Source organism: Streptomyces muensis (genome assembly GCF_021474425.1).
Classification (GTDB): domain Bacteria; phylum Actinomycetota; class Actinomycetes; order Streptomycetales; family Streptomycetaceae; genus Streptomyces; species Streptomyces muensis.
Genome location: NZ_JAKEIP010000002.1, coordinates 1 through 13026 on the forward strand (window position 1 = coordinate 1; position 13026 = coordinate 13026).

The 13026-nt window shown below is 70.4% G+C and carries 9 protein-coding genes and 1 pseudogene; 4 read left to right on the forward strand and 6 right to left on the reverse strand.

All coding sequences use genetic code 11. The features are described from left to right. The 3 genes and pseudogenes from L0P92_RS00615 to L0P92_RS00625 all read right to left on the reverse strand — a co-directional run. Positions 1-324: pseudogene (locus tag L0P92_RS00615) on the reverse strand (fumarylacetoacetate hydrolase family protein); the annotation flags it as partial. Beyond that, positions 321-1997: a bifunctional 3-(3-hydroxy-phenyl)propionate/3-hydroxycinnamic acid hydroxylase gene (locus L0P92_RS00620; RefSeq protein WP_234760372.1), complete on the reverse strand. Its 1677-nt coding sequence runs from the start codon at positions 1995-1997 to the stop codon at positions 321-323. The gene L0P92_RS00620 and the pseudogene L0P92_RS00615, both read right to left, overlap by 4 nt. A 5-nt stretch (positions 1998-2002) precedes the next feature. Beyond that, positions 2003-2497 (reverse strand): VOC family protein, encoded by a 495-nt coding sequence (locus L0P92_RS00625; RefSeq protein ID WP_031480864.1) that lies wholly within the window; start codon positions 2495-2497, stop codon positions 2003-2005. A 220-nt stretch (positions 2498-2717) separates the two neighbouring features. Here L0P92_RS00625 and L0P92_RS00630 point away from each other — a divergent pair, with 220 nt between their 5' ends. The 3 genes from L0P92_RS00630 to L0P92_RS00640 are packed head-to-tail and all read left to right on the forward strand — an operon-like array spanning position 2718 to position 7434. Then, the gene (locus tag L0P92_RS00630; protein ID WP_234760373.1) at positions 2718-4361 is read left to right on the forward strand and encodes an MFS transporter; all 1644 of its coding nucleotides are present in this window, start codon (positions 2718-2720) and stop codon (positions 4359-4361) included. 54 nt (positions 4362-4415) lie between these two features. Beyond that, entirely contained in the window at positions 4416-5879 is a 1464-nt protein-coding gene (locus L0P92_RS00635) for a benzaldehyde dehydrogenase (RefSeq protein WP_234760374.1), read from the forward strand. Between the two features lie 34 nt (positions 5880-5913). Continuing rightward, entirely contained in the window at positions 5914-7434 is a 1521-nt protein-coding gene (locus L0P92_RS00640) for a carotenoid oxygenase family protein (protein ID WP_234760375.1), read from the forward strand. A gap of 86 nt (positions 7435-7520) precedes the next feature. Here the strand turns inward: L0P92_RS00640 and L0P92_RS00645 are convergent, their stop codons facing one another. The 3 genes from L0P92_RS00645 to L0P92_RS00655 form a co-directional block, all read right to left on the reverse strand. Next, positions 7521-8108 (reverse strand): TetR/AcrR family transcriptional regulator, encoded by a 588-nt coding sequence (locus L0P92_RS00645; RefSeq protein WP_234760376.1) that lies wholly within the window; start codon positions 8106-8108, stop codon positions 7521-7523. Positions 8109-8250: 142 nt separating this feature from the next. Further along, positions 8251-8736 (reverse strand): SRPBCC family protein, encoded by a 486-nt coding sequence (locus tag L0P92_RS00650; RefSeq protein ID WP_234760377.1) that lies wholly within the window; start codon positions 8734-8736, stop codon positions 8251-8253. 35 nt (positions 8737-8771) lie between these two features. Next, the gene (locus tag L0P92_RS00655) at positions 8772-10184 is read right to left on the reverse strand and encodes a flavin monoamine oxidase family protein (protein WP_234760378.1); all 1413 of its coding nucleotides are present in this window, start codon (positions 10182-10184) and stop codon (positions 8772-8774) included. Between the two features lie 357 nt (positions 10185-10541). Here L0P92_RS00655 and L0P92_RS00660 point away from each other — a divergent pair, with 357 nt between their 5' ends. Continuing rightward, complete coding sequence (locus L0P92_RS00660; RefSeq protein ID WP_234760379.1) at positions 10542-12740, forward strand: MMPL family transporter; 2199 nt, start codon at positions 10542-10544, stop codon at positions 12738-12740. The last annotated feature ends 286 nt before the right edge of the window (positions 12741-13026 follow it).

The following is a 13026-nucleotide window of genomic DNA, read 5'->3' on the forward strand; positions in this document are numbered from 1 at the left end:
GGCCACCACCCCGGTCGGGCCCGCGCTTGTCACCCCCGACGAACTCCCGCCCGGCGCCTCGGGGTTGGACATCTCCTTGATGTGCGTGGCGTAGTTGAGACCCAGGCAGACGATCTTGTTCGGGTGGGGGACCAGTGGGGCGAGTGACGACTCGGCCAGGGGCAGGCGCTCGCCGTCGGCGGAGGCCGCACGCTCGTGCCAGTCGTCGCCGGTTGCAAGCAGCGCGCCCACGTCGGCGTAGGGGAGCAGGACGAGTTCGTCGGCTTCCTGCCGGGCGGCGGAGGTCATGCGGTCGTCGGCGATACGGACGGTGCTCAGTCTCATCGGGGTACTCCTGGGGAGTCGTACGGGATCTCGGGGGCGAGATCGGAGGTGGCGGTGGTGGTGCCCGTGGTCGGGCGGGGGCGTGCGAAGCGCCGCAGCGTCACGCCGACGTACTGGGCCCGATCGGGGGCGAATACGGCGGCCACGAACCGGTCAGGACGTACGAGGACGAAGGATCCGGTCAGCCTGGCGAGGAGGGCGTCGAGCCGGCCGTCGGAGTCGGCGATCCCCGTTCGGCCGGCCCGGTCACGCGGTGTGCGGTCGTCCAGGAAGACATCCACGGCGGTGGCGTCGGGGAGGCCGGCCCGGGCGACGGTTGCCCAGTCGGTGTCGCTCACGCCGATCCCCAGCAGGCTCCAGCCCTGTCCGAGGATGTCGTCGAGCCGTGCGGGGCGGTGGTGTGGTCCGTGCAGCACCCGTGGCTGCGGCAGCATCGTGCCGACCAGTCCACTGCCCGCGCCGTCCGTCGGGAGGACGGCCCCCGCCCGTAGCCGGGTGTCGGGGCGGTAGCGCATCTCGCTGAGGTAGCGGCGAGCCGGCGGGATGTGCGTCGCCGTGCGCACCAGCGCGTCGCGCAGCAGGGCACGCGGGCGGCTGGTGGTCATGACGATCCGGCCGAGGCGCACGGAGAGGTCGATCACGGCGCGGGCGTGCGGGCGCCGCTCGGTGTCGTAGGTATCGAGCAGGGTGTCACCGGCCCGGCCCGCCAACACCTCGGCGATTTTCCAGCACAGGTTGGCCGCGTCCCGGATCCCGGAGTTGAGGCCCTGGCCGGCGAACGGCGGCATCATGTGCGCGGCGTCGCCGAGCAGGAAGCAGCGGCCCTCGCGCAGCCGGTCGGCCAGCAACGCGTGGAAGCTGTAGGCGACCGCGCGCTCGATCTGGTCGGGCGTGATCTCCCGGTGGGGCCGCAGGAGTTCGCGCACGAGGGCGAACGGGGGAGAGGTACCGGCCTCGCACTCGCCCGGCTTGAGGCGGAACTCGTAGCGGCAACGCCCGTCCTGGCCCGGGACGATGACGACGGGTCGGTCGGGGTCGCCGTGGTGCATGCCGTAACGCTGGTCGTGCGTGTCCTCAAGGGTGTCGGCCACCAGCCACACGTCGGGGAAGCTGCGTCCCCGCATGGGCACGGACAGCAGGTCGCGCACGGTGCTGCGGCCGCCGTCGCAGCCGAGGACGTAAGGAACGTCCAACTCCTCGACCGGCCCGTCCTCGCCACCTGTTCGCAGGGACACGCGCACCCGGTCGGGGTGCTGGGCGAGGGCGGTCAGCCGGGTGTCGAAGCGGACGTCGACGCAGGGCAGGCGGCGCAGCTGCGTACACAGCACCCGCTCCAGGTCGGGCTGGGCGAAGGGGTTCTTGAACGGATGCCCGTAGCGCTGGTCGCCGGTGCCGCGAGCGTGGAAGAGCGTTCGTCCGCCGATGCCGAAGTACTTCGTTCCGGTGCCCGGCACCAGGATCGGGTAGACGGCCTCGTCGAGGCCGCCGGCCGACTGCAGAGTGCGCAGGGACTCGTCGTCGAGGCTGATCGCCTTGGCGGCGTCGCTGGTCGTGGCGTCGCGTTCCACCAGCAGCACCCGTACGCCCCGGGAGCCCAGCAGGTGGGCGGCCGTCAGCCCGGTCGGGCCTGCGCCGACGACCAGGACCGACGGCGGCGCGGATGTCGTAGGCACGGCGGTTACTGGACCGGCTGGTAGGCCGGGCCGCCCTCGGTCAGCAGCCGCTCGACCTCGGCCATGATCTCCTCGGGGGGCAGGTCCAGATCGAGGCTCTTGCGGAACGGCTGGCGCACGTCGCGCTCCAGGCGGAGGTAGACCTCGTTGCGGTTGCCCTCGGGGTCGAAGAAGTAGATCCCGATCGCGTTGCCGTGGGTGACCTCCTGCTGGACCTCGATGCCCTCGGCGCGGAACCGGTGGTGGAAGTCGATGATCGACTCCAGTGAGTCCACCCGCCAAGACACCTGGTGCGTGAGCTTGCTTCCGGCCGGGGCGGTCCGGCCCTCCTGGAGCACGAACTCGTGGTGCTCCTCGTCCGGGCGGGACGAGAAGAACACGATGCGCCGCTCCTCGTCCTCATCGGTCACCGTCAGCCCCAGGACCCGGCTGTAGAAGTCGCGCATCTTTTCGAGGTCGTCGACCCAGAAGCCGGTGTGCCCGAGCCCAGTGATGCTCATACTGTCTCCAATATCAGGACTGAGTAGCTGATTTATAGGACGCTAACGGTCGGATCTACGGTCGTCAATCGCAAATTTCCGCCTTCATGCCCCTTGACTGGAGACAAGTCCACAGTGCACGGTCCTGCTTAATGAAACCCAAGTCCGGGGTTTCGAGACATGGTGTCCGGTGCGTCGCTCAGTCAACGGCGTCCACGGAGCACCGCCGGAGGCATCCCTCATGACCGATCCCGCTGCCGAGGGCCCCGCTCCCTCTCCGAACACGCCCGCTCCGCTGGGCCGCGCCACGCTGGTGGCGGCCTGCTTCGCCATCTGCGTGGCTCAGATCGGCATTCCCCTGGCCTCGCCGCTCATCGGTGAGATACAGCAGGACCTCGGGGCGTCGGCCGCCGCCCTGGCCTGGATCCCGGCCGCGTTCATCCTCCCGACGGCCATCCTGGAGCTGAACTTCGGCGTCCTCGGCGACCTGTTCGGACGAAAGCGCCTGCTGGTCCTCGGCGGGCTGCTGATCACGGCCGGCTGCCTGGTCGTCGCCACCGCGGGCTCGATGACCCAGCTGATCGCCGGCCAGGCGACGGCCGGCCTGGGTGCCGCGGCGATCTTCCCCTCCTCGCTGGCGGTGATCGTCGCGGGCACCCGGGAGCCCGTCGCCCGCGCCAGGGCCCTGTCGTACTGGGCACTCAGCCTCGCCTTCGGCGCGATGATCGCCCCGCTGATCAGCGGCTTCATCGCCGAGCACGCCCACTGGGGCTGGGCCTTCGTTCCGCTCGCGGTGCTCGGCCTGATCACCTCCGCCGTCAGCGGCCGCTGGATCGTCGACTCCCGCCAGGCCACCGCCGACCGCGGCCTCGACCGGCCCGGCCAGCTCACCATCGCCGTGTCCCTGCTGGCGCTGCTCTACGCCGTCATCGAGGGCGCGAGCGACGGCTACTCCGAGCCCCACATCGTGCTCGCCTTCGTCCTCGCCGCCGCCTCCTTCACGGCGTTCCTCGCCGTGGAGCGCAGATCACGGGCGCCGATGCTGCGCCTGGACCTGTTCCGCACCCCCGCCTTCGCCGCGGCCGCCGCCATCGGACTGCTCGCCCTGTTCGGCTTGATCGGCACGGCCTATGCGCTCAGCATCAAGTTGGAGGCAGTCCACCACGTCTCCCCGTTCCAGGCTGCTCTCCCCTTCGCGCTCGTTCAGGCGGTCCCGCTGCTGCTCACCCCGTTCCTGCCGAAACTGCTGCAGCACGTGCACCCCCGCACCCTGCTGGTCGGCGGGCTGCTGTCGCTCGCCGCCGGAGAGTTCTGGATGGCACTGCTGCCGGGCGACGCGACGGGCCTCGCGTCCATGACCGGACCGATCCTGCTGATGGGAGTCGGCTTCATCACGATGTTCTCGTCACTGACGGCCGTCGCGGTCGGCACGGTCGACATCCGGTACGCCGGCATGGCCAGCGCGGTCACCAGCCTCGTCCGGGAGACCGGGCAGGCCCTCGGCCCCGCGGTCGTCGGCGCCGTCGCACTCGGCACGGCGAGCAGCGGCCTGGCCGACAAGCTCGCCTCCTCCGGCCTTCCGCCACAGGCTCTGGGCGTGGCCGAGGCCGTCAACACCGAAGGAGGCGCACTCGCAGTCGCCAACGCCGACCTCGGCAGCCTGTCGGGCACCGTGGCCCCGCTCGCCCGCGAGGCCCTCGAATCGGGCCTCGACCTCAGCATGTACGTCTGCGCCGGCGCCGCCCTGGCGGGCGCGGTGATCGCTGCTCTCGCCCTGCGGCACAGTGGAGCCGCTGATGCCATGGCCGTCGGCACGTCCGCCCAGGAGGCGGCCACCGCACCGGCCGACGCCCCGGACTCCGTCAAGCCGCTCCCCAGCGCCTGACCGTCAGCCCCCTAGGGCACAGCCGTGACAACCCCTGACATGGAACGGGACACCATGACTCTTCTGTCCAGCAGCACCTGGGAAGGCCGGATCTTCTCCGGTGACTGGATCAGCGGATCGGGCGAGGAGTACGACGCCGTCGAGCCCGCCACCGGCAAGACACTGGGCCGCCTCGGCACCGCCACACCGGCCGACGTGGACAAGGCGGTGAAGCGGGCGGTACCGGCCCAGCGGGAGTGGGCCGCGCGGCCGTATTCGGACCGTGCCGCTGTCCTGCGTCGCGCCGCGCGTCTCTTCGAGGAGCACCAGCAGGAGATCGAGACCTGGCTGGTACGGGAGTCCGGTGCGACTCGGCCGTTCGCCGCTCTGCAGGTCAGCAGCGGTGGTGCGGAGGAGTGCTTCGAGGCCGCCGCCCTGGCCGGGGCGCCCTACGGTGAGCTGCTGCGTTCCGGGCAGCAGCGGCTGTCCTTCTCCCGCCGCACCCCCGTCGGGGTCGTCGGCGTCATCGCCCCGTTCAACGTGCCGATCATCCTGGCCATGCGGGCCGTGGCCCCGGCGCTCGCCCTCGGCAACGCGGTCGTCCTCAAGCCGGACCCCCGCACCGCGATCAGCGGTGGTGTCGTCTTCGCCCGTGTCTTCGAAGAGGCGGGCCTGCCTGCCGGTCTGCTGCATGTCCTGCCCGGCGGAGCGGACGTCGGGGCAGCCGTCGTGGAGCATCCGCAGGTTCCTGTCATCGCGTTCACGGGTTCCACTCGGGCCGGGCGCGCCATCGGTATCGCCGCGGCCCGGCACCTCAAGCGGGTCCACCTGGAACTGGGCGGGAACTCCGCGCTCGTCGTGATGGACGACGTCGACCTGGAGCAGGCTGCCTCGGTGGGAGCCTGGGGGTCCTTCGTCCACGCCGGCCAGATCTGCATGGCCAGCAGCCGTCACCTCGTCCACGCGTCGGTCGCCGACGACTACACCGCTCTGCTCGCCCAGCACGCCGACGCGCTCAGGGTGGGCGACCCGGCCACCGAGGACGTCGCCGTCGGACCGCTCATCGACAGCGGTCAGCGCGACAACGTCCACCGCATCGTCACGGACACGGTCGAGGCCGGCGCCCGGCTCGCCGCGGGTGGCACCTACGAGGGCCTGTTCTACCGGCCCACCGTGCTCACCGGCGTACCGCTCACCGCGCCCGCGTACGCCGAGGAGATCTTCGGCCCCGTCGCGCCCGTCGTCCCCTTCCGGGACCTGGACGAGGCGGCCGGGCTCGCCGCCGGCACCGAGTACGGACTGTCCCTCGGCATCCTCACCCGGGACGTCGCGAAGGGCCTCGCCCTGGCGGAGCGCGTGCCCACCGGACTGGTCCACATCAACGACCAGACGGTCAACGACGAACCGAACATCCCCTTCGGCGGCGTCGGCGACTCCGGCACCGGCGCCCGTCACGGCGGCGCCGTCGCCAACCTCGAGGCCTTCACTGAACAGCAGTGGGTCACCGTACGCGACGAACTCCCGCGCTACCCGTTCTGACCGCCCCGACACACCAACCCGCACGGAGAGCCCCATGCCCGCGAACCCCATGACCGTCGTTCCCCGTGGGACCGGAGAGAGCCCCGCCCTCGTCGGTGCCGGAGCCGACTGGCACACCGGCAACAGGTTCCTCAACGGCCCCTTCGCGCCCTGGACGGAGGAGAACGAGGCGTACGACCTGGAGGTGGACGGCGAGATACCGTCCGACCTCGCGGGTGCGCTGTTCCGCGTCTCCTCCAATCCCCGTTTCCAGCCCCGCAACACCGACCGCTACCACTGGTGGGAGGGCGACGGCATGGTGTGCGGTGTCTATCTCCGCGAGGGCAAAGCCGCCTACCGCACCCGCTGGGTCCAGACCGACTCGATGAGGGTCGAGGTGGAGGCCGGGGAGGCGATCTACAGCGGCTTTGTCAACGGCGGCACCCCGGGCCGGCTGCCCGAGGGCGCCCCGCGCGCCAAGAACGTGGCCAACATCAACGCCGGCCTCTTCGACGACCATCTGCTTGTCTACTTCGACGGCGGACTGCCGCACGCGCTGGACCCCGAGACGCTGCGCACCCTCGGCACGCACGACTTCCACGGCGGCGTCGATGTCCTGTGCACCGGCCACTACAAGACCGCCCCGGACACCGGCGACATGCTGTTCTTTGCCGCAGTCGGACCCACCATCACCTGGTACCGCGCCGACGTGAAGACGGCCGAGATCAAGGACTCGCACTCCTTCGACATCGGCGTGCCGGTCCTCATGCACGACTTCGCGGTGAGCGACACGTACGCGGTCTTCTTTGTCACGCCCGCCCAGTTCCGCCTCGACCTGGTGGCCCAGAGCAGGCCCGGCGTGGTCTGGGACGAGAGCTCCCTTGAACATGGCGTCCAGATCGTCCTGATGAACCGCCACACCCATGAGATCACCTGGCACGAGCTCGGCGGCCACTGGGCCAACACCCACTTCTACAACGCCTATGAGCAGGACGGTGAGCTGATCGTCGACGGGCACCGGATCAGCCGCCTCGGCAGCCCGGTCGACCGTCTCTCAACGCCCGTGGGCTCCCACGAGTGGTTCCCGCCGGCCCTGCCCTACCGCTGGCGCGTCGACCTGGCGACCGGACGGGCCACGGAGGAGATGATCAGCGGCGTCTTCGGCGAGTTCCCCAAGATCAACGACGCCTACACGGGTCGGCCGCACCGCTACGGCTACTTCGTCACCACGCGCAGCCTGGCCGACGACACCATGTCCGACGGCCTCGCCCGTCACGACTACCTTCTCGACCGCACCACCGTCGTTGACGGACCTGACGGCCTGACCAGCCCGAGCGAACCGGTCTTCGTGGCCCGTGAGAACGCCCGCGGCGAGGACGACGGCTACCTGCTCTCGCTGTGGTGGAACCGCGCCACCGACCTGAGCGAGCTCCTCGTCCATGACGCGGCCGACCTGCGCCGCACCCCGCTGGCCCGGGTCAAGCTTCCCAGCCGGGTGCCGTTCGGCTTCCACGGAAGCTGGGCCGACCACGACGTTCTGGACCGTGCCATCGCAGCGAAAGGCGACGACAGGTAGCGGCGTGGCTTCGGATCCGGTCCTCGGTTCTGGGCGTCAACGGACTGCGATGGCGTGGGTGTCCTGGTCCGGAAGACCGGGTGACCTCAGGCCATGGCCAGGACAGCCGAGACCAAGGACCGCAGGCAGGCGCTCTCGGCTTCCTCGTCCGGCAGGGAGAGGTGCTGCATCGTCAGTCCGTCGAAGCCGGCCAGGAAGAACCTCGCGATCGTCTCAGCGGGCTGGCCGAGCCGGTGACCGGTGCGTTCGGCGGCCTGCTCGACCAGCTTCGTCGTCACCGCCAGGACCTCGCTGTAGTGGTTCTGAAGAGCTTCCTTCAGGTGTGGCGTACGCAAGGCGAACATGCTCAGCTCGGTGAGCAGCTGGTGCGAGGCCGGCTGTTCGAGCACGGTACGCCAGAGTGCTTCGGCGAGCGTGACGACGGTTTCCTCGAAGCTCGCGTCCGTGGGCGCGGCCTGTGTCACCTGGTCGAGGAGGTCGTGCGTGAGCTGTTCCATGACGGCCCGGTACAGCTCCTCCTTCGTGCCGAAGGTGTAGTGCACGGTCGCCTGCGCGACGCCGAGCTCGGCGGCGATGGCGCGGGTGCTGCCGGCGGCGACGCCCTCCCTGGCCATGAGGCCGATGGCCGCCTTGATCAGTTGCGGGCGGCGCTCTGCCGCGGATACATGAGCCATGACGTGATCCTATTCGACTCAGTCTGTCGAACAGGTCGCTCGACAAATCAGCGGTACATGATGACGGCCGCTCCTGGGCCGGCGGCCGGTCGGACGGCCCGCCCGTCCTACCGGCCGCCGGCCCAGGAGCATTCGCCGCCTGTCAGAGAGCGGTCCTCGACGCCTCGGAACGGAGCAGGGTGCTGAGGTTGGCCATGGAGGTGCGCATGCCGGCGCGCATCGCGGGCTGCTGTATGGAGTCGAGGAGCAGGCCCAGCGGGCCGAGGCCGATGGTGTACTCGACCTGGTAGAGCATCTCCGTCGCCTCCCGGCCGTCGGCGCTCTGGACCGGGCGGAACTCGAAGATGTTGGTGACGTCCTGGAGTGGGGCGAATCCGGTGCCGGTGTCGACGCGGCGCTTGAAGGGCTCGATCTCCTTGACCGTCCAGACCGAGTCGGTCTTGAGCGGGCCGAGGGTGCGGTTGCGCTCGGAGTAGGTCTTGCCGACGGTGGCGACGCCGTGGTGGTCGGTGACCTCGATGGCCCCGGCGACCCACTCGGCGTACCGGTCGGTGCGGGAGATGACGTCCCAGACCCGCCCGAGGGGGGCGTCGATGACGGCGGTCTCGGCGACGACGAAACGGTTCATGGCAGGGTTCCCTTGCTTGTCGGTACTTCTTGCGCTCAGTTCTGGTGGAGGAGTTCGGTGGCGGTGTGGCGGCCGGAGCGGACCGCGCCGTCCATGTAGCCGTTCCAGTACGGGGAGAACTCGGCGCCCGCCCAGTGCACGCGGCCGTGGGGGCGGCCCATCCATGGGCCGAAGTCGGTGAGCACGCCGGGGGCGGCGACGGAGGTGGGGCCGCCCTGGGTCCACTGCTCGGCGGTCCAGTCCTGCTCGACGTAGTCGGCGGTGTCGAAGGCGCGGTCCCCGACGGCTTGGGCGAAGCAGCGCAGGACGGCGCCTCGGCGCTCGGCGGCCGGGCGGTGGGCCCACTTGCGCCATTCCTTGCCGCCGAGGAAGCCCATCAGGACGCCCGGTCCGCCGTCGGGCGGGGTGTTGTCGAACATCTCGCGGATGGGGGAGCCGCCGCGCAGCAGGCCCATGCCGGAGAGCCCGTCCTCCCGCCAGAACGGCTTGTCGTAGACGGCGACACACTTCATGAGGGTGCCGAACGGCAGCCGCTGGAAGAGCTGGTCCTGTTGGGCCGGCAGCAGCGGGTCCCACACGATCCGCGAGGCCACCAGCGGCGGTACGGCCACGATCACTCGGTCGGCCCGCCAGTCACCGGCGTCGGAGACCACGGTGACACCGGTGGAGTCCTGGCTGACGCGTCGCACCGGCGCCGACAGGTGGACGCGGCCGTCGAGTTCTTCGGCGAGGCGCTGGGCGACGAGCTGTGAGCCGCCGACGAAGCGGCTGTCCTGGGCGCCTCCGGTGGTACCGGTGCCGCGTTCCATGGTGCCGGGGTGGGTCTCGTTGCCGAAGGTGGAGACGTACCAGAGGCTGAACAGGGCGGAGGCGTCGCGGGCCTCGCCGCCGTAAGCGGAGTTCAGGAACAGGTTGATCATGTCGACGGCGTCGCCGGTGATCTCTGCCTTGCGCAGCCAGGTCTCGTAGGTCATGCCGTCCAGTTCACGGGCGTTCGAGGCCTTCCACGGGGCGGCCGGGTCCACCTTGGCCGCGGCCTGGCCGATGCGGGCCAGGGCGATACCCATGTCCGGCAGCGCGAACAGGTCCGGAGGGGTGTGCCCCGTGAACCGCTTGGCCTTGCCGTCGTTGACGTAGACCGTCTCGCCGGGGACGGCGGCCTGGTAGGTGGCCACGCCGACCTCCTTGGCCAGCGCCAGGATGTGGGCCTGGGTGGGGCCCACGAACTGCCCGCCGATCTCGGTCACTTGACCGTCGCCGAGGTCGTGGTTGAGCAGCCGACCGCCGACCCGGTCACGAGCCTCCAGTACGGCCACGGACTTGCCCGCCGCGACGAGCTCCCGTGCCGCGGTCAGACCGGCCAGCCCCGCACCGATCACCACTACATCCGCCCTGTGGGCGTGGCGCGCCGCGGCGACGTCCGTGTCCGTGTTCTGCGTGCTGCTCATGATCACTCCTTGTCTTGGGGTGGTCCCGGCGCTGCGGACGCGCTCCGCGGGGAGAGCGGTGCAGGCCCATGACCTGGCTCTTCCCGGGGGCGGTGTGCTCCGGTGGCCATCACCATACAGACGACATGGTCGACTGACAATGTCGCAAGTTCAAGTTGAGTGATTTAGTCGCATGATTTGGTCGTTCGACTTGAGCAGCTGATAAAGTCGGTCCGCGAAGCGCGCCAGATGCCACCCACGGCACCGGTATGCCTCATGCCCTAGCCGCTCGGCGGCACGGGCCCACCCGCTCCACCGTTCGTGCCGCGTCCGCAACGCGGCGTCCGGAAAATTCCTTACCGACCTTGGGAGTTCGCCATGGCAGTCCTGCTCCATCGGCTGGGCCGCAGCGCCTACCGCCATCGCAAGCTGGTGCTCGGTATCTGGCTCGTGATCCTGGCCGCGCTCATCACGTGCGCGGGCGTGTTCGGCGGCAAGCTCGACGACCGCTTCACCGTGCCGGGCACCGAGTCGCAGCGCGCGCTGGACACGCTCGGCAAGACGCTGCCCGAAGCCTCCGGAGCGGGCGCCCAGATCGTCTTCACCGCACCCGAGGGCCACCACCTCACCGAGGCCCGCTACACCGCGGCCATAGCCAAAACCGAGGCGGCGGCCACGAAGGCACCTCAGGTCAAAGCCGTCATGGGCCCGAGCCAGTCCGGGGCCGTCTCTGCCGACCGGAGCACAGCGATCGTGCAGGTGCAGTACTCCGTACAGCGGGCCGAGGTGCGCCCTTCGTCCCTGGACGTGATCGAACGGGCGGCTGAGAAGGCCGAGAAGAGCGGGCTCACGACCTCGGTCGGCGGCAGTGCCTACGGCAGCAACGGCGTGCACATAGGCCCGTCCGAGATCATCGGCGTCGCCGTCGCCGTGCTCGTCCTCGTCGTCACCTTCGGCTCCCTGCTCGCCGCGGGCATGTCACTGCTGCCCGCCCTGCTCGGCGTGGCCGTGGGACTCGCCGGGCTGCTCGCCCTCACCCCGGCGTTCAGCATCTCCTCCACCGCCATCACGCTCGCGCTGATGCTGGGGCTGGCCGTGGGCATCGACTACAGCCTGTTCATCCTGACCCGCCACCGTCAGCAACTCGCCCGCGGAACCGACCCGCAGGAGTCCATCGCACTGGCCAACGGCACCGCAGGCAGCGCGGTCGTCTTCGCCGGCAGCACCGTGATCATCGCTCTGGCCGCACTCAGCGTCATCGGCATCCCGTTCCTGACCGTGATGGGCCTCGGTGCCGCCGGAGCCGTCCTTGTCGCGGTCCTGGCCGCGATCACCCTGCTCCCGGCCCTCGCCGGATTCGCCGGCACGCGGCTGACCCCGCAGCCCGGCAGCAAGGAGGCCCAGCGGGCCACCGACCCCGACGGATCCGCCGGCCGGACGACCCTGGGCGCTCGCTGGGTGATGACCGTCGTCGCCAAGCCCCTGCTCACCGTCCTCGCCGTCGCCGGCATCCTCGTCGCACTGGCGCTCCCCGCGACGGACCTGCGCCTCGCTCTCCCGGACAACGGCTCGGCCCCGGTCACCTCCACCGAACGCAAGGCGTACGACACGGTCAACGACAAGTTCGGCCCCGGCTTCAACGGCCCACTCCTGGTGCTGACCGAGACCGACAAGGGCGCGGGCGCGCACGCGGGCGCTCAAGCCGCGCAGAAGCTCCGTAACCTCAACGGGGTCATGACCGTCCTGCCCCCCGCCCCCACACACGACCCCTCGCAGACCGTCATCCAGGTCATCCCGAAGACCGGCCCGGACAGCACCCGCACCGGCCAGCTCGTCCGCGACATCCGCGCCGCCGCCCCGGACATCCGCGAGACAACCGGAGCGACGATCGCGGTCACCGGCACCACCGCCGTCAACATCGACGTCTCCAACCGCCTCAGCGACTCCCTGCTGCCGTTCATCGTGATCGTCGTCGGCCTGAGCCTGATCCTGCTGACCATGGTGTTCCGCTCGCTGGTCGTCCCGCTCAAGGCCGCCGTCGGATTCCTGCTGTCGGTGGCGGCCTCGCTCGGCCTGGTCGTCGCCCTGTTCCAGTGGGGCTGGCTGGCAGACACCCTCGGCCTCGCCCACACCGGCCCCGTCGTCAGCTTCCTGCCGATCATCCTGACCGGCGTACTCTTCGGACTCGCCATGGACTACGAGGTGTTCCTCGTCTCGGGGATGCGCGAGGAATGGGTCCACACCGGCATGGCCCGCAGGTCGGTGACCGACGGCGCGCGACACAGCGTCCGAGTTGTCACCGCGGCCGCCCTGATCATGTTCACCGTGTTCGCCGGGTTCTTCCCGCTCGACGACGCCCTGATCAAGCCCATCGCCTTCGCGCTCGCCGTCGGCGTCGCCATCGACGCCTTCGCCGTCCGCCTGACCCTCGTCCCGGCAGTCCTCGCCCTCGCCGGACGCCACGCCTGGTGGCTCCCCGCCTGGCTCGCCCGCGCCCTGCCCGACCTCGACGTAGAAGGCACACGCCTCCAGAAGACCCCGCAGACGCAGCACAAGGAGCCCGAGCCAGCCCGCTGAACCGCCTGCGCCCCCAGCGGACTCGCCGCCGAAAGGAGCCCTGCCCCGGAAGAACCACCACCTCCGGGGCGGGGCCTCACCTTTGCTGGGGGTGCCGTCTCCCAAGGCGCCCCGATCACGGGGACACAACCAGGCTGGCTGGAACACCGCCCCCACCATGGCGAGCAGCACGGGGCGCTCCCTCACCTAGAGACGGGATGGAGTGTCACTGCGTGGGCCGAATCCGGGCAGGGTCTGGCCGGGACGCGAGAGGGCCTTGAGGGATTTCGGCTGGGGGTTCCTCGGA

Coding starts and splice junctions, on each gene's coding strand:
- L0P92_RS00650 (WP_234760377.1), bottom strand. CDS start 8,736: ATGAACCGTTTCGTCGTCGCCGAGACCGCCGTCATCGACGCCCCCCTC.
- L0P92_RS00645 (WP_234760376.1), bottom strand. CDS start 8,108: ATGGCTCATGTATCCGCGGCAGAGCGCCGCCCGCAACTGATCAAGGCG.
- L0P92_RS00640 (WP_234760375.1), top strand. CDS start 5,914: ATGCCCGCGAACCCCATGACCGTCGTTCCCCGTGGGACCGGAGAGAGC.
- L0P92_RS00625 (WP_031480864.1), bottom strand. CDS start 2,497: ATGAGCATCACTGGGCTCGGGCACACCGGCTTCTGGGTCGACGACCTC.
- L0P92_RS00630 (WP_234760373.1), top strand. CDS start 2,718: ATGACCGATCCCGCTGCCGAGGGCCCCGCTCCCTCTCCGAACACGCCC.
- L0P92_RS00660 (WP_234760379.1), top strand. CDS start 10,542: ATGGCAGTCCTGCTCCATCGGCTGGGCCGCAGCGCCTACCGCCATCGC.
- L0P92_RS00635 (WP_234760374.1), top strand. CDS start 4,416: ATGACTCTTCTGTCCAGCAGCACCTGGGAAGGCCGGATCTTCTCCGGT.
- L0P92_RS00655 (WP_234760378.1), bottom strand. CDS start 10,184: ATGAGCAGCACGCAGAACACGGACACGGACGTCGCCGCGGCGCGCCAC.